At 51.0% G+C, this 18,082-nt stretch carries 11 protein-coding genes; 7 read left to right on the top strand and 4 right to left on the bottom strand.

Annotated elements, in window-relative coordinates; genetic code table 11:
• The first annotated feature begins 9 nt into the window (after positions 1-9).
• The 4 genes from C5O23_RS02575 (at position 10) to C5O23_RS02560 (ending at position 4,238) form a co-directional block, all read left to right on the top strand.
• Complete coding sequence (locus C5O23_RS02575) at positions 10-510, top strand: regulatory protein RecX (RefSeq protein WP_107031395.1); 501 nt, start codon at positions 10-12, stop codon at positions 508-510.
• Positions 494-1,216, top strand: a complete 723-nt coding sequence (locus tag C5O23_RS02570; protein WP_107031394.1) for a ComF family protein — start codon at positions 494-496, stop codon at positions 1,214-1,216. Before C5O23_RS02575 ends, C5O23_RS02570 begins: the two co-directional genes overlap by 17 nt.
• 198 nt (positions 1,217-1,414) lie before the next feature.
• Positions 1,415-2,506, top strand: a complete 1,092-nt coding sequence (locus tag C5O23_RS02565) for a BamA/TamA family outer membrane protein (protein WP_161553530.1) — start codon at positions 1,415-1,417, stop codon at positions 2,504-2,506.
• Positions 2,507-2,591: 85 nt separating this feature from the next.
• Positions 2,592-4,238, top strand: coding sequence for a phosphoethanolamine transferase (locus C5O23_RS02560; RefSeq protein ID WP_161553529.1), 1,647 nt, complete (start codon positions 2,592-2,594; stop codon positions 4,236-4,238).
• Between the two features lie 2 nt (positions 4,239-4,240).
• Here the strand turns inward: C5O23_RS02560 and C5O23_RS02555 are convergent, their stop codons facing one another.
• Positions 4,241-6,838 (bottom strand): adenosylcobalamin-dependent ribonucleoside-diphosphate reductase, encoded by a 2,598-nt coding sequence (locus tag C5O23_RS02555; RefSeq protein ID WP_107031391.1) that lies wholly within the window; start codon positions 6,836-6,838, stop codon positions 4,241-4,243.
• 159 nt (positions 6,839-6,997) lie between these two features.
• Here C5O23_RS02555 and C5O23_RS02550 point away from each other — a divergent pair, with 159 nt between their 5' ends.
• Positions 6,998-7,750: a nitroreductase family protein gene (locus tag C5O23_RS02550; protein WP_107031390.1), complete on the top strand. Its 753-nt coding sequence runs from the start codon at positions 6,998-7,000 to the stop codon at positions 7,748-7,750.
• A 102-nt stretch (positions 7,751-7,852) separates the two neighbouring features.
• Here the strand turns inward: C5O23_RS02550 and ligA are convergent, their stop codons facing one another.
• On the bottom strand, positions 7,853-9,868 hold the full coding sequence (gene ligA / locus C5O23_RS02545; RefSeq protein ID WP_107031389.1) for an NAD-dependent DNA ligase LigA: 2,016 nt from the start codon (positions 9,866-9,868) through the stop codon (positions 7,853-7,855).
• A gap of 86 nt (positions 9,869-9,954) precedes the next feature.
• Positions 9,955-11,469 carry a glutamine synthetase family protein gene (locus C5O23_RS02540; RefSeq protein WP_107031388.1) on the bottom strand — a complete coding sequence of 505 codons (1,515 nt, stop codon included), beginning with the start codon at positions 11,467-11,469 and terminating at the stop codon, positions 9,955-9,957.
• 257 nt (positions 11,470-11,726) lie between these two features.
• Here C5O23_RS02540 and C5O23_RS02535 point away from each other — a divergent pair, with 257 nt between their 5' ends.
• Positions 11,727-12,704, top strand: coding sequence for a calcium/sodium antiporter (locus C5O23_RS02535; RefSeq protein ID WP_107031387.1), 978 nt, complete (start codon positions 11,727-11,729; stop codon positions 12,702-12,704).
• 31 nt (positions 12,705-12,735) lie between these two features.
• Positions 12,736-14,697: a KUP/HAK/KT family potassium transporter gene (locus C5O23_RS02530; protein ID WP_107031386.1), complete on the top strand. Its 1,962-nt coding sequence runs from the start codon at positions 12,736-12,738 to the stop codon at positions 14,695-14,697.
• 85 nt (positions 14,698-14,782) lie between these two features.
• On the opposite strand, the gene C5O23_RS02525 is transcribed toward C5O23_RS02530, so the two are convergent.
• Positions 14,783-18,052 carry a S41 family peptidase gene (locus tag C5O23_RS02525; RefSeq protein ID WP_107031385.1) on the bottom strand — a complete coding sequence of 1,090 codons (3,270 nt, stop codon included), beginning with the start codon at positions 18,050-18,052 and terminating at the stop codon, positions 14,783-14,785.
• Positions 18,053-18,082 lie beyond the last annotated feature (30 nt).

Here is an 18,082-nt window from a genome sequence, read left to right as displayed (position 1 = left end):
AATCACACCATGCTCAGACGCCAGCCCCCTCTGACATATGAAAATGCGCTTTCCCGCATGGCCGCTTTATGCGCCAAGTGTGAGCAATGCACTCCTGACCTTCTGAAAAAAATGTCATCATTGGGTGTGAGTGCCGGAGTTGCGGCCAAAGTGATCTCACGGCTCATCGAACTCAAATTCGTTGATGACCGCAGATTCTCTAAAGCCTATGCCCATGATAAGCTTCATTTCAGTGGCTGGGGCCGCAGGAAAATCAGGCAGGGACTCTGGGCAAAACGCCTGCCTCCGGATATAATAGAAAGCGCATGTGACGATTTCGAAGATGAAGAATACTCCGCTATAGCCCTCAGAGTCATCGCCTCCAAAATCCGGTCAATGAAAGAGTGGCCGTTGAGCCGAGAGAGCAAAATAAAAGTGACCAGATATGCGATGCAGCGTGGATTTGAATATCCGCTGATAGCAGACCTGATGAGAAACTACAAACCTGATTCAGATGACTCCTGGCAATAGTTTTGGGGTTGCCGGCCGCTGGCTTCGTGGGCTCGTCAACATAATCTTCCCCGACGTCTGCACCGTCTGCCATCGTCCGCTCGTTGACGGCGAAGACTTCATCTGCCTGCAATGTCTGCTTGACATGCCTGTGACCAATTTCCATAAATCAGCATCCAACTCCCTTGCCGACAGGCTGTTCTCCCCATCCTGCCGCATCGAAAAAACGGCCTCGATGTTCTACTACCGCCGAGGCAACCCATATACGGCAATAATCCATGACACCAAATATCGCAACCGCCCGAAAGTAGGACGCCATTTTGCATCGCTCCACGCCAAAGAATTGTCTGACTCCGGATTCTTTGATGATATCGACGCCCTTGTGCCTGTGCCCCTGCACTTTTTGAAAAAGATAAAACGAGGCTACAATCAGGCTGAAGAAATTGCAAAAGGCCTCGGTCATGTATGCGGTCTGCCGGTCGAAACACCTCTGAAAGCCTCATGGCACCGTTCGCAGACCCGAAAAGATATCCATGCCAGACTGCAGAACACCATTGGGGCTTATTCACTGCCGGATCCGGAACTTATCGCAGACCGTCACATACTTCTGGTTGATGATGTGATCACTACAGGCTCGACTATTCTTGCATGTGCCCAAGCCATAAAAAAAGCATCTCCCGCCACTCGTATCAGCGTCTACTCTTTAGCCGCCACACAACTGGAATAACAAGACAATCACCCCATTGAAATCACGCCGGTTTCCACAAACACAGCAATATGAACTTTAGACAATTTCCAAAACCGTTTCAGCTACAAAACCGTTCATAATATATGATTATTTTTGCATAACTTTGTACTCATGCAGCAACAACACACACGCTTCGTTTACATATTGCTAATTTTATTGCTTATAAAGCCATTGTCTATGGCGGCGTCTGAACCGGCAGACTCCGTCCCGCAGCAGCATAAAGGCATTATAGGCCGGCTTATCCACTACTTCGATCAATCCAACAAGCGCAAACTTACCACCCGTCCAAACTTCACTCCTCTCGGTGGTCCGCACTATTCATCGGAAAAAGGTCTCGGCTTAGGCATCGTTATTGCAGGAGACTACTCGACATGCCCGACAGACACACTGCTCCCCGCTTCAAATATATCACTTAAAGGAGACATTGCCACCAAAGGATACTACTCTGTCGGGATCGACGGTGTTCACGTCTACCCGTTCAACTCCAGGCGTGTCAACTATTCGCTCGACTTTCAGTCGTTTTCCACATATTTTTGGGGAATCGGCTATACATGGAACAACGATAATGCCAACAAGACCAAATACAATCTTTTTGATCTGACGCTCACTGGCGACTATGAATGGCGGCTGGCTCCAGGCTTGTATCTTGGGCCGGCGGTTGAATTAAGCTATACCAGCGCCGGCAGTATAGCCGATCCTACACCCTGGCAAGGCGAAGACCATCGCTATTTTTCTGCTGAGGTCGGCGGGCGCCTGCAATATGATTTGCGCGACAACCTTACTTATCCGCATTCCGGAGTGCTCTTCGAACTCATACAGCTTTTTGCTCCACGCTTCATAGGAAATCGGAATCATGACTTTGCCAGCACGGAAATAAACTTCAACATCTATTCTCCGCTTTGGGCCGGTGCGATTCTTGCCTCTCACTTCCATAGCGAATGGACATACGGCAATACTCCTTGGGGAAAACTGCCATTTCTTGGCGGCGGAGCCATGCGCGGATATTATGAAGGCCGCTATCGCGACAAATGCGCCTCAGACATGGCCGTGGAACTTCGCCAGCACATCTACCGACGCTCCGGGATTGCCGTCTGGGGTGGAGTCGGAAGCATATATCACAAACTTTCCGACATCCGGTTTGACCGTCTTTTGCCGGAATACGGCATCGGATACCGGTGGGAATTCAAAAAGAACGCCAACGTCCGGGTCGACATCGGTTTCGGCAAACATTCCAGCGGCTTCATGTTCGGCCTGAACGAGGCTTTCTGAGCAGACTCTTCACCAGGATATTCAGAGTTTGTTTTTAAACAAACTCTCAGACTAATCAAGGAATCAGCAATCAGCCATAATGCACATGTATAAGTATTTTGCTTTTTATTATTTTCTGTTGACTCTCCTCCTCCCCAATTTCATACTTTCATTCACCGAACAGCTCTCTCTTGCCGGAGCATTGACAAACATACTGCTCCCCGCAGGCATTATCTGGCTTTTGTCAAGCCTTTCGCCGAAGTTCGGACGGAGCATCTGGCTGATGTTTCCGCTGATATTTTTTGCAGCTTTCCAGATTGTCCTGCTTGATCTCTACGGACGGAGCGTCATCGCGGTCGACATGTTCCTGAACCTTGTGACCACAAATACTTCTGAAGTTGCCGAGTTGCTCGGCAATATGCTCCCGGTAATCATTGCCGTCGTGGTCCTCTACGTCCCGTCACTGACCAATGGTGTGATATTCATCCGCAAAAAAGTCCGTCTGTCTGAAAAATTTCTGAAAAAGAACTGTCTGTTATCTGCCGGAGTGACGGCAGCCGGGCTCATCAGCCTTGCACTCAGCTATTCCGGAGGCGCATATGCAGTCACTGATCATCTCTATCCGGCCAATGTCTGCTACAACGTGTATCTTGCTTTTGACCGCACTGCCAAGACCGGCCGCTATTCCGAAACATCAGCCAATTTCAAATATGACGCACATTCGGTGCATCCGTCTGACAAGCGTGAAATCTATCTCCTCGTTGTCGGAGAGACCGCACGTGCGGATAACTGGCAACTTCTTGGCTACAACCGTCCGACCAATCCCCGGCTGGCCGATCGCAATGACATTTATGCCGCACCTGAAGCCTACAGCGAGAGCAACACCACCCACAAGAGCGTACCGATGCTGCTCAGTCCGGTCAATGCTACAGATTTCAACACCGATATCTATCAGGTGAAAAGCCTCATCACGGCATTCAAGGAAGCCGGATTCTCCACCGCCTTTCTGTCGAACCAGCGCTACAACCGCTCGTTCATCGACTTCTTTGCAGAAGAGAGTGACACCTGTGTTTTCATAAAGGAACTTGATGAAAACGCCACTTCGCTCAGCCGCAACAGCCGGCCTGATTCCGATCTCCTTCCCTGGCTTGACAACATCCTCGCCCAGGAAGCTCTAAAGCAGCTCATAGTCCTCCATACCTACGGCTCACACTTCAACTATCTCGACCGTTATGCCAAAAACGACGAACTGTTTACCCCGTGTGACTATACCGAAGCCACCAAGAGCAACCGCGACAAACTCATAAATGCATATGACAACACCATCGTGGCCACAGACCGCTTGCTGACCGACTGCATCAGCCGGCTCGACTCCATTGACGGAGCATTTGCAGGCCTGCTCTACACATCTGACCACGGAGAAGACATATTTGACAATGGCTCCGGCCGTTTCCTACACGCCTCTCCGCGCCCCACCCTCTATCAGGTCCATGTCCCGATGATCGCATGGCTGTCCGCCGGATATCGAGAATCATATCCTGATATTGCAGCAGCCGTAGGCCGAAACATCTCATGTCTGATTTCCACCTCACGCTCATTCTGCCCCTCAGCCTTTGAAATGGCAGGCATAAAAGTCAGCGGCAATGCCATGACTGACACTGCCGCCTCGATTTTTTCAGACCATTACGAGCCACGCGAGCAGCTCTATCTTACAGACCACAATACCCCGGTCACGCTGAAATCAATTCTCTGATCTTATCCGCAGCGCGAGGAGCCGCATGATGTACAGATCAGGCATCCTTCCTGGTAGACAAGTGTTTCCTGTCCGCAGTTAGGACACTTCTGGCCTCCGGCCGGAGTGCCTGACGGCAGATACTTTTTCAGCGCGCGTTCAACACCCATTTTCCAGGTGTTGATCGACTGCGAGTCGAGTTCAAGACCGTTGACAAGTTTTATCACCTGGTCAATCGGCATTCCGTAACGGAGCACTCCGGAAATGAGTTTGGCATAGTTCCAGTATTCGGGATTGAACTTGTCAGAAAGGCCTTCGATAGTTGTCTTATAGCCTCGCTTGTTGATAAACTGGAAGTCATATCGCTTGTTTCCCTTGTCGTCAGTAGCCTTGATGATTTTTCCTTTCGACACTGACTTCGGACAGAAAATACCGTCTTCGTCATCGGCAAGACCGGTGAAAATTTCATATGGCTGTCCGTTTTTCAGGCCGACAAACGCAATCCACTTCTCTTTATTGTTCTGGAATCTGACCACATCGGCTTCAAGCTCTATCGGACGCTTGCCCACAGGATGGACCGCGGGTATTTCCGGTGTGCCGGACTGCTTTCCGTCTTTCGCTTCCTGATCAGCCGGAGTATCCACACCCTTCTCGCGGTCTTTCTTTTTGTTTTCATCGGCCGAGATCAACACTCCGGACCGACAGCCATCACGGTAGATCGTACAACCTTTACAGCCGGCTTTCCAGGCTTCCATATAGAGGCGGTTGACAAGTTCAACATCCGTATCGGCCGGAAGATTTATGGTAACGGAGATAGAATGATCCACCCACTTCTGCACAGCTCCCTGCATTTTGACCTTTTCAAGCCAGTCGATATCATTGGCTGTCGCTTTGTTATACGGAGAACGCTCCACAAGTGAATCAAGTTCTGCCTGAGTGTAATCATTGCGCACTTCTATGCCGTTGATGCGCATCCACTCGATAAATTTGGGATGATAGACCACGAATTCCTCAAAAGCATCACCAGACTCGTCGACGAAATCAACATGCACATCCGCATCATTGGCGTTGACCTTGCGCCGACGCTTATAGACCGGCATGAACACGGGCTCGATTCCTGATGAGGTGCGGGTCATGAGCGATGTGGTTCCTGTGGGTGCTATGGTCAGGCAGGCTATATTGCGACGACCGTTGGCCTCCATATCAGCCACCAGTTCCGGGCAAGCCTCACGCATACGGCTGATGTAAGGGTTGTTGCGTTCGCGGGCAGCGTCATAGACCTCGAAAGCTCCGCGCTCCTTGGCCATCTGGACCGAAGAGGCAAAAGCTGCAAGCGCGAGAGCGCGGTGTACTTCTACCGACTTCGCGGTGGCTTCGGATGTGCCGTAGCGAAGGCCGAGAGCCGCGATCATATCACCTTCAGCTGTAGTGCCGAGGCCTGTACGGCGTCCCTTAAGCGTTTTTTTCTTAATCTTGTCCCAAAGATTCAGCTCGGTAGCCTTTACCTCTTCGTTTTCAGGATCGGCTTTGATCTTTTCGATAATGGCATCGATTTTTTCCATTTCAAGATCAATGATGTCATCCATAAGCCTCTGGGCTTTTCCGACATGCTCTTTGAAAAGATCGAAGTCAAAATAGGCCTCGGATGTGAAAGGATTCTTTACATATGAATAGAGGTTTATGGCGATCAGACGGCAACTGTCATAGGGGCAGAGAGGGATCTCGCCACACGGATTTGTCGAAACAGTCTGGAATCCGAGATCGGCATAGCAGTCAGGCACAGATTCGCGCAGAATTGTGTCCCAGAACAGCACTCCGGGTTCAGCCGATTTCCAGGCGTTGTAGACAATCTTGTTCCAAAGAGCCTTAGCGTTGATCTCAGTCTTCACCTGCGGATCAGATCCATAGATCGGGAACCGGCATGTGTATTTTTCCTCACGCTCCACACAGGTCATGAACTCATCGTCAATCTTGACAGAAACATTCGCTCCTGTAATCTTGCCTTGTTCAAGTTTGGCATCAATAAAGCGTTCCGAATCAGGATGCTTGATGGCCACGGTGAGCATCAGCGCACCGCGACGTCCGTCCTGCGCCACCTCGCGGGTTGAATTGGAGTAGCGCTCCATGAACGGCACAAGTCCGGTTGAGGTCAGCGCGGAATTTTTGACCGGCATTCCCTTCGGACGAAGATCGCTGAGATCGTGGCCCACTCCGCCTCGGCGCTTCATCAGCTGCACCTGCTCTTCATCCACCTTCATGATGCTGCCATATGAATCGGGATGTCCGTCAAGACCTACCACGAAGCAGTTTGACAGCGATCCGGTCTGAAAGTTATTGCCGATTCCGGCCATAGGACTCCCCTGAGGAACCACATATTTAAATCCGTCAAGCAGTTCATAGATTTCCTGTGCGCTGAGCGGATTGGGATATTTGTTCTCAATCCTTGCAAACTCGTTGGCAAGACGGCGGTGCATGTTGGCAGGAGTCAGTTCATAGATGTTGCCGAATGAATCTTTAAGCGCATACTTGCTGACCCAGACTTTTGCAGCGAGCTCGTCTCCGTCAAAATACTTGACAGACTCGTTGAAAGCCTGTTCGAAAGTGTATTTATCTATTTTCATTAGTGATATTTAAGAAGCAGTTTTAGAGACTGCAAAGTTGGACATTTATTTCCGATAAAGCAAAATTTCGCACTTAAAGTTATTTACATCTTACCGGAAAGTTGTAACTTGCAGCCCGATTTCAATTTTGATTATTGACAAACTCTGATAACAGCATCAATGGATAAAAATAACTACTTTTCTACCCGACGGACTATACGCAAATACGATCTGTCCCGCCCCGTCAGCGAAGTTTTTCTGCGCGAGCTGCTTGCAAAGGCATCGCGTGCGGCCAACACAGGCAACATGCAGATCTATTCCGTAATCATAAACCGCGATCCGGAAAAGATCGCAGCCCTTGCTCCGGCCCATTTCTGCCAGCCGGCTATCAAAGGCGCCGCCGCAGTGCTTACATTCTGCCTCGATCTGAACCGTTTCAACCGTTGGTGTGAACTCAATGGCACACAGGGCGGCATGAACAACCTCCAGGGGTTCACCTGGGGCGTAATCGACACTTCTATCTTCGCACAGCAGTTCTGCACTGTAGCTGAAATGGAAGGCCTCGGCACCTGCTATCTCGGCACTACTACCTATAACGCCTCTCAGATTTCCGATGCGCTCGCGCTTCCGTCTGACGTGATCCCTGTCATAACCGTCACCGTCGGTTATCCCGCCGAAACTCCGGAACTTCAGGACCGATTGCCGCTTGATGCCGTGGTCCACTCGGAAAGCTATCACAATCCGACTGACGCAGAAATCCGCGAATTCTATGCCGCCGAAGAAGCCAATCCGGCATCCATGAAGTTTGTAACTGAAAACGGCAAACAGAATCTCGCACAGGTTTTTGCCGAAGTCCGCTATCCCAAAGCCGCCAACGAGCAGTTTTCACGCGTCTACAAAGAATTCCTCAAAGACAAAGGAATTTCTCTGTAATTTCCCAATACCGATTTCCGAAAACAGGTAGCCGTCTGTGACTCTTACATTCCGAGTCACAGACGGCTGATCTTATCTGTTTTTCAAAACAAGGAATACTTTTTATTCCGTGAGCATTTCAAGGAACCGGTCTTCATTGATGACCGGGACTCCAAGAGATTTGGCCTTTTCGAGTTTAGCCGGCCCCATATTGTCACCGGCAAGTACAAATGAAGTCTTCTTCGAGATCGAGCCGGAATTTTTACCTCCGTTGCGCTCGATCATCTCCTTGTATTCCTCGCGGGAATGTCGGGCAAAGACTCCGCTGATCACTATTGTCTTGCCCGCCAGCAGATCGGACTTCTCCGACTCCTCCTCTTCAGGCAATGACATCTGAAGCCCATACTCTCTGAGGCGGTTTATGATCTCACGGTTTGATTCAACACTGAAATATTCAATGACAGCATCGGCTATACGCGGACCGATATCATCAATAGCCACCAGCTCATCACGGCTCATGCCCATCAGAGTGTCAATGTCACGAGTCCCCTTGGCAAGCTTTTTGGCCACAGTCTCTCCGACAAACGGAATTGAAAGCGCATAGACAACCCTGTCAAACGACACACTCTTCGATTTCTCGGCACCCTCAAGAATCCTCTGAGCCGAACGCGGACCGATGCGGTCGAGTTGCTCCAGATCAGAGGCCTGCAGAATATAGAAATCAGCAATGTTTCTGACAAGTCCGGCATCATAGAGCAGAGCGGCGTTCTCCTCTCCCACTCCGTCAATATCCATTGCGTGGCGGCCTACGTAATGCTCAAGACGTCCGATGATCTGCGGACGGCAGCCATACTTGTTGGGACAGAGCCATGCCGCCTCGCCGGGAATGCGCACAAGCGAAGTGCCGCAGTCCGGACAATGGGTCACAAACTTTATCGGCATCGCACCCTCTTCACGCGCCGCCTCGTCAACTCCGGTTATCTTGGGAATGATCTCCCCTCCCTTCTCCACATAGAGCATGTCATGCTCATGGATTCCAAGAGTCTTGACAATGTCTTCATTATGAAGCGAAGCCCGTTTCACAATCGTGCCGGAAAGCAGCACCGGCTCAAGATTGGCCACCGGGGTTATCACCCCCATGCGACCTACTTCAAATGACACGAAGCGCAGGCAGGTCAGGGCGCGCTCTGCCGAAAATTTGTAGGCAATCGCCCAGCGGGGCGATTTGGATGTATAGCCAAGATTCAGCTGCTGGCGAAGACTGTTGACCTTGAAAACAAGCCCGTCAGTAGCGACCGGCAACTCCTTGCGCTCCTGGTCAAGGCGAGTGATGAAACTATCGACCTCCTCGATCGAATCCATCAGAGTCATCAGATTGCTGACCTTGAATCCCCATGACCGGGCAGCTATCATATTGTCATAATGATTGTCAGCCGGGAGCTCATCGGAAATCAGATAATAGAAATATGCGTCAAGTCCTCTGCGCGACACTTCGGCCGAATTCTGCATCTTAAGGGTTCCGGCCGCTGCATTGCGCGGATTGGCAAACAGAGGTTCTTCATTGAAAGCCCGCTCCTCGTTCAGACGGTCAAAAGCTTTCCAGGGAAGCACAATCTCGCCACGGATCTCAAATGACTGCGGATAGCCTGACCCCTGAAGCACCAGGGGGATGCTGCGTATGGTCTTGACGTTTTCAGTCACATCATCGCCCTTCTCTCCGTCGCCTCTGGTCACAGCTCTAACCAGACGTCCGTTTTCATAGATGAGCGAGATACTGGTCCCGTCAAACTTCATCTCACCGACAATGGGCACCGATTTAAGTCCTTCGAGATTTCCGAGCAAGTCATTGCAGCGGCGAATCCAGTCATCCACCTCTTCCACGCTGTAGGTGTTGCCCAGCGAAAGCATCGGCCTGACATGAGCCACTTGGGTAAACCCTTTGGTTATATCGGATCCCACGCGATGTGACGGTGAGAGCGGATCGTCAAATTCAGGGTGTTCGGATTCAAGTTTTTCAAGTTCTTTCATCATCATGTCATAATCATAGTCACTCGCCAATGGCGAATTCTCTACGTAGTAGGCATGATTCAGGCGGTCGAGTTCTTTTCGGAGTTCGGTGATACGTTGCTGGGCAGACATAACTACAATGTGGTCTGAGGGTGATGTTATAAGAATGATTATATTACGGTTCTTTACTTGTTTGCCGATAGCGCCATGCAGAATGCTTATCCGCAATAGAAATAGCGGTTGACAAGCTTCTGCAGCTCTATCGGATCGGCATTCACTCTGGCTGCGAGCATCTTGTCATCAAATGCCTTGAGCTGGCTGATCAGATCATCGAGCATCGCGGGTGCGAACACATTGCGGCTCTCGTAGATCGAACGCTGTTTTTCAAGACACTCGGCAGACTCAACGCAGCAGGTGGGAAGAGTTTCAAGACCTGCAAGCTTCTCGGCATTTTCTTTAGCATGGATATTCACATCGACATAAGTGCGTGATGCGATATCAAGAGCGTCTTTTTCGTCCATTTCAAAACCGAGGCGGGCAGCCACGCAGAGCGCAGCCATCAGCTGATAGACATTTGCCGAGCAGTCCGGCGAACGCATCTCAAACGTCTGTTTGCCATAAGTCTCGATCTCACATCTGTCAGCCGGATTGACCTGGACACACATGTCTTTGCCCGAAGTCCAGCCAAGAGGAACTCTGACAAGCACTGAGCGGTTTCTGTCACCCCAGCATATGTTGGTCGGCGCTTCCTGATGAGGCACAAGGCGCAGATAGCTCGTCGGGTTGGCATTGCCGAAAGCTGTGATTGAAGGAGCGAGAGTCATGAGACCGGCAATGGCACGGCGCGCTTCATTGCTGAGAGTGCGGTCGGCGCTCTGGGTCATGTTATGGCAGTCTTTCATCAGACGCATATGGATATGGAAGCCTGACCCGGCTTTACCGACAGTGATTTTGGGCGCGAATGTGACGTTGAGGCCTTCCTTAGCGGCGAGTTCTCTGATCACCCACTTGGCAAGCAGAAGATGGTCGGCGGCACTCAGTGCGGGGTTTGGCAGGAACTCAATCTCATTCTGTTCGTAAATAAGGGAATTATGTTTGAAATTGCCTACTTCCGAATGGCCGTATTTGATCTGGCCGCCGGTCGATGCAATCAGCGACATGGCTTTGGTGCGGAAGTCATTGAACTTCGCAAAAGGTCCGGATTCGTGATAGCCCTTCTGATCTGTGGCCGGAAACATACCGGTATCGGCTCCGATAACATAGAACTCAAGTTCGCCCATACATTCGAACTCCAGACCTGAAACCTCGGTGAATTCCTTGCAGGCACGTTCGAGAATACGGCGCGGATCGCTGTCAAGGGGCTGCCCATCTTTGTCAAAATAGCTGCACAGGAGCGTCAGAGTAGGCAGTTCGGCAAACGGATCGCGGAAGGCCGATGAATAGCGGGGTATGACATAAAGATCACTGCGGCCGGCTTCGATAAACGGAAACAGGCTCGACCCGTCGACACGTTCGCCCGTCGACAATATGGTCTCCAGATATTCCTGGGAATTGATCACAAAGTTGAGAGTCTTCAACCGTCCGTCAGCGGCGGCATACATGAAATTGACCATCTCGATTCCTTCACGCCTGATATACTCTATAATATCGGCCCGTGTGAACTCGGATGCCGGCTTTCCCAATGTCCGCTCCACATGGTTGCGACTCATTGACATGTTCTTGTTATTTTCCATGATAATAATTTGTGTGGTACAGGTATGTTGTAAGGATAACTATTTCTGATTTCGTTTCCGCAAAGATAAACCTTATTTGAGATATTTCAAAAATATTTTAACGGTCTCTTCATAGCTTTTCATGCACCTGAATGCCCATAATTGAGTATCTTTGCACCACTAAATCAACAATCACCCCCGGCGGTTTGTTTCAAGGCTAAAGGCATATGGAATCAACGTGCCGGTTTCACGTTTCACTATTTATTTTCCGACAGACTATGTTTCTCAACATCATTTTTCTTCTGTTAGGCCTTGTGCTCATTCTTGTAGGGGCCAACGCCCTTACCGACGGAGCTTCGGCCATAGCCCGCAGGTGGGGAGTCAGCGATCTTGTGATCGGTCTTACCATCGTGGCCTTCGGCACCTCCGCTCCGGAACTTACAATCAGTTTCATCTCAGCGCTCAACGGTAGCGCTGAGATGGCCGTCGGCAACGTGGTCGGCAGTAATATTTTCAACGTTCTTGTAATTATAGGTGTCACCGCCCTGTTCTCTCCCATACGGATCGAGCGCAGCATCATGACCAATGAAATTCCGCTCGTAATTCTTTCGGCCCTTGCGCTGCTTGCCATCGGCAACGGTCCGCTGCTCGACGGAGATTCCGCACCGGCCATATCGCGTGTCGACGGTATCCTTCTGCTGCTCTTTTTCGCGATCTTCATGCGCTACACTTTCTCGCAGGCCAAAGCCGCTCCGCAACCGGAACAGACATCGAATTCCGTGACCCCGGTAAAGGAAATGCCGCTGTGGAAAGCCGTCACATGGATCATAGGCGGTCTTGCGGCTCTGATCTATGGCGGTGACCGCTTTGTGGCAGGTGCATCGGGCATAGCTTCGGCGATCGGCGTCAGCGATGCTATAATCGGTCTGACCATAGTAGCCGCAGGCACTTCGCTCCCTGAACTTGCCACATCTATCACTGCCGCACTCAAAGGTAAAACCGGGATAGCGCTCGGCAATGTCATTGGAAGCAATATTTTCAACATTTTCATGGTTCTCGGCGTTACGGCTACCGTAAGACCTCTGCGCTTCGGCGACATCGGAAACCTCGATCTGCTTGTGCTCACAGGAGCAAGCCTGCTCTTCTGGATTTTCGGATGGTTCTTCAGACAGCGCACAATCACCCGCGCCGAGGGAGCAGTGCTCACGCTGGGCTATATAGCCTATGTCGCCGTGCTGATCTCACGTACTTCATAAAAAACAATCAGTCCAATCCGCAACATCGCCTATGTCTACATCATCCGCAACTGCCAGTCCTGATATTCACAAAGTTTCCTTTTCCGCACTGCTCGTAACAATCGGCATCGTATTCGGCGACATCGGCACCTCGCCGCTCTACGTCATGAAGGCCATCATGGGAGCCAACCCCCATGCCGGAGCCGACTATATCATAGGAGCTGTGTCATGCGTAATCTGGACTCTCACCCTGCAGACCACACTCAAATACGTCATCATAGCACTCCGCGCCGACAATAAAGGCGAGGGCGGAATCCTTGCTCTCTACTCCCTGCTCAAAAATCTGCGACACCGCTGGCTCTATGTTCTTGCAGCCATAGGGGCAAGCGCTCTTATAGCCGACGGAGTGATCACACCGGCCATGACCGTGACATCTGCCGTAGAAGGTCTGCGCGACATTCAGCCACAGGCCCCGATCCTTCCTATAGTCCTTGTCATCATCTCAGGAATTTTTCTTGTCCAAAGACTCGGCACCAAGACCATCGGCAACTTTTTCGGGCCCTTCATGCTTGGCTGGTTTCTTATGCTCGGCATTCTCGGCATATGCCAGATGCCTGCCCATTGGCCCATTCTCAAAGCGTTCAATCCCTGGTATGCAGTGAAACTTCTGATCGACTATCCGGGGTGGTTTCTGATACTCGGAGCTGTTTTTCTGTGTGCCACAGGAGCCGAGGCCCTCTACTCGGATCTCGGCCACTGCGGACGCAAGAACATCACCTACAGCTGGGCCTTCATCAAGACAATGCTCATACTTAACTACCTCGGCCAGGGCGCATGGCTGATCGCACAGGCCGAAAGCTACACGGCCAGCCTCAATCCTTTCTATGCCATCATGCCCCGCTGGTTTCTCCCGGCCGGAATCCTGATCAGCACAGGAGCGGCCATTATCGCAAGCCAGGCACTCCTGAGCGGTTCGTTTACCATATTCAGCGAGGCCATGAGTCTTGATTTCTGGCCAAGGCAGCGCATCAAATACCCATCCACGATCAAAGGACAGTTATACATCCCCCTGATCAACTTCGCACTCTTCATTGGCTGTGTGCTTACCATCCTGCTCTTCCGCACATCTTCGCACATGGAAGCCGCCTACGGACTGGCCATCACCATAACCATGCTGATGACCACCATACTCCTCGCCTTCTATCTCCATCTAAAAGGAGTCAGACGATGGATCGTGGCGCTCTTCACCCTGACATTCCTGCTGATCGAAGGAGCCTTTTTTGTGGCCAACATGTTTAAATTCATGCATGGCGGCTGGTTCACTGTGCTCATAGCCGGCATAGTCTGCTCGGTGATGATCGTATGGTACAAAGCCACTCTGATCCGCGGCAAATTCATAGAATATTACCGCTTTGCCGACTACACGGACATTATTTCCGACATCAAGGCTGACAGCGAAATACCGAAATACTCCTCGAATCTCGTCTATCTCAGCCGATCACGCAGCGCCGACGAGGTGGAAAGCAAATTGATTTACTCCATCATAAACAAACGCCCGAAACGCGCCGACCACTACTGGATTGTCCGCGTAGAGTTCACCGATGCTCCTGACACTCTCGAATATGAGCCTACCGTGCTCATTCCCGGCACCCTCATCAGTTTCAAATTCCGCATCGGATTCCGCATCCGCCCGCAAGTGAGCGTATACCTGCGCCAGGCCATCGAAGACCTCGTGGCTTCAGGTGAAATCGATCTCACAAGCAGCTACACCTCCCTACGCCGCCACGGCATCACCGGAGATTTCAGCTTCATCATCATCCACCGCCTCTTTTCACAGTCGAGCCAGTGTGATGCTTCAGACAAACGCCTGATGAACCTCCATTCGCTCCTGCGCCACATGGAAATGGACGCAGCCGAAGCCTTCGGCCTCGACACCAGCAACGTCACCATCGAGAACGTCCCCCTGATCATAGACAACCGCCCCACCCGCCGCATCACCCCAATAAAGTCATGATTTAAACAAATTCCAAAACAATAAAAAGAGACTGCCTAACTTTCATTGTCAGACAGCCTCTTTTTAATGTGGGGACGAAAGTATATTACTTTTTGGCGGTTTTCTTCATCAGGTGCTTGGTTGCGCCGATGAGCTGTTCGTCATGGCCGTGTAGAACGTCGGCAGGATTGTTGTAGATCTCGATATCCGGGTTGAGCTGCTTGTTTTCGAGCATTTCTCCGTTGCCGTCAAGCGAGGTGACTTCCGGAATGCCGAACACGATTGTCGGGTCAATCTGGGTTTCCCACCATACGGCTGTCATTGTTCCCGGTATAGGAGCGCCGATGACATCGCCGATTTTTAGAGTCTGATAAACGTATGGGGTGCCGTGAGCATCGCTGTAGTTGCTTTCGTCGACAAGCATAGCCGAGGGCTTGCACCACTGCGAGAAAGGATCGGTGCCGATGAACTGGCCGCGCGGGCTGTGGGTTACGTATTTCTTGCCGTTGAGAAGGATGGCAATATCGTTATGGAGCCAGCCACCTCCGTTGTGACGGGTATCGACCACTACGGCATCGCAATTGCGGTATTTGCCGAGCAGACGGTCATAGACTTCATTGAAACTTGGCCCGTTCATAGCTCTTACATGGACATAAGCGATGCGACCTTCGGACACGCTGTCGACAATGCGTTCGTTGCGTTCAACCCAGCGGGTGTAGAGCAGATCTTTGACTGCACTGCCGCCGATGGGCTTGACATAGACTGTCTTTCTGCCTCCTTTGGCTTTCTTGATTTCAAGTTTGACTTTTTTCCCGGCCTTTCCTTCAAGCATCGGGAAATAGTCTTTGCCTGCACGGATAATCGAATCGTTGATCGAAAGGATCACATCGCCCGGCTCCAGACCAAGGCTCTTGTCGGATAGCGGACCGCGTTTGACGATTTCAAGTATCTTCAGACCGTCACCCTTGAATGATTCATCATAGAATGCTCCGAGTGAGGCTGTAGGAAGCACCGACCGTCCGCTGCCGCCTGAATAGCTGCCGCCGGTATGTGAAGCATTCAGCTCACCGAGGATCTCACTGAGAAGAATTGCAAAATCATAGCCGTTGTTGATGTGAGGCAGGAACCTGGCATATTCTTTTTTGTAAAGATTCCAGTCAGTGCCGTGCATTTTCTTGTCATGGAACTTGTCAAGAACCTGACGCCACATATGGTCATAGATGTACTCGCGTTCTTCTGACGGACGGCGGGTGTATTCCGCTTCATAGGAAACCGGGGTAGCCTTGCCGCTTGCAAGATTAACCTTCTTGATGCCGGAACGGTCCATAACGAACACATTGGCACCCTTCTTATCAGGAATCATACCCCATCCGCTCAGACCTTTGACAAGTACGCGAGTGCCGCCTTCCTTCAGATTACGCTCGTAAAGAGAACGGCCGTCAGGGCTGGTGGCCACATAGTAGAGTTTGTCGGCCTTCGGCGATACGTAGTAAGAGCCAAGACGTGCTGAAGAGCCGGTCAGACGCTCCATGCGGTAACGGCGGTTCTCGGTGTCAAGGACAAGCGGTTCGGGATCATCTTTCTTTACAGAATCCTTTTTGGCACTGTCTTTCTTGCCGTCATCTTTCTTGGATTTTTTCTTTGAATCCTTCTTTGAGCCATCTTTTTTGGCGCTCTTTTCTTTTTTCTCCTTATCTGCTTTTTCCTTGTCAGCGAGCTTAAGCTCCTCTTCGGTCATGCGGAAGCGGTCATAAGCCTCTCCATCGAGGAACATGAGGACTATATCGCTTTCATTGCCCCAGCTGCCATGACTCTTGTAGCCATATTTGCTGGTAGTGTATGCGACGGCCTTGCCTCCGAGCACCCACTGCGGAGCATCGTTACTGTAGCCGCTTTCGGTGAGATTGACAACCTCGCTGCCATCAGCTTTCACAAGCGCGATGTCGGCATTGTTCCAGCCACCGATACCGATATAGTTGGTCAGCAGCCAGCGGCTGTCGGGACTCCATTCAAATCCGGTATCGCCGTCGGCATAACTGTAATTATACTTTCCTTCAAGCGCAGTGGTCACCTTTTTGTTCTTGAGATCCATCACGCGGAGAGTCGTACGGTCTTCAAGGAATGCCACTTTCTTGCCATCGGGGCTGTAGGCCGGGAAAAATGCGGGCTTGTCGCTCTTATAGAGTGGCTTCTCAACAAGATCGGTAGCATAGAGCAGCGATTTTTCATCAGGGTCCTTGATCTCAGTGGTAAACAGCTGCCACAGACCGTTGCGCTCGCTGTCGTAGACAAGACTGCGGCCGTCAGGAGCGAAATCCACAGCTCGTTCCTGGGCAGGAGTGTCAGTGATGCGGCGGGTGGTATTGTATTCAGTCGAAGTCACATATACATCGCCACGGAGCACGAATGCTATAAGCTCACCGTCAGGAGACACGGCAAAAGATGAAGCTCCCGAACGGCGCACCGATTTCTCAGCCGGCGAGGCATAGTCATCACTGATGATATTGACTTCCACCTTAGATGGTTTACCTGCCTCATCCATAGTATATATCTCTCCGTTCCAGCTGAAGGCGAGCCGCCCGTCGGAAGATGCCGAAAGAGAACGCACAGGATGTGTCTTGAATTTTGTGAGCTGCTTTTTCTGAGTTCCGTCGACTGAACGCTTGTAGACGTTGAGGGTTCCGTCTTCCTCGCTGATGAAATAGAACTGGCCGTCATTTGACCAGACGGGGTTCATGTCATGCCCGTTGAAATCAGTCAGCTTGATATGCTTGCCGTCCTTATCCATGAGCCATATATCAGCCGTCCCGGATGAACGTTCATGCTTTCTCCAGATATTCTCTACCCCTTTGCGGTCCTGATAGAGCACACGTCCGTCGCGGCTGATGCTAAGCGCGGGCATGGTCAGTGACACCATCATTTCAGGACGACCGCCGTCAAGGTCTACGGTGTAGACTTGCTGTGTGAACGATGCCTGGGCCGCACTTGCCAAGGGCATGTCACTTGTGCTGAACACCACATGACTGTTGTCTTTGAACGCAAGCGGAGTCTCATTGCCTGAATGGGTAGTCAGACGCTTGGGCACACCGCCTTTGCTGTCGACCACAAAGATATCCAACGAGCCCTCACGGTCGCTGTTAAATGCGATCTTTTTGCCGTCAGGGCTCCAGACCGGCAATGAATTATAACTGCCTCCTGAGGTCAGCTGCCGGGCATCGCCGCCTTTTGCCGGGACGGTAAAAATGTTGCCTTTATATGTAAAGGCAATCGTTGTGCCATCCGGAGATATGGCAACATTCCGGAGCCACAACGGCGCTGCCGCCATGCCAAGCGAACCTGCGGCAAACAGAGCCAGTGAAATGATACTTTTTCTCATAAATGTGATTATTGTGATTCTTTTATATGA

Origin of the sequence: Duncaniella muris, assembly GCF_003024805.1 — a bacterium.
GTDB classification, from domain to species: domain Bacteria; phylum Bacteroidota; class Bacteroidia; order Bacteroidales; family Muribaculaceae; genus Duncaniella; species Duncaniella muris.
The sequence above is the reverse complement of the archived record's forward strand: the minus strand, read 5'-3'. Positions and strand labels throughout refer to the sequence as shown.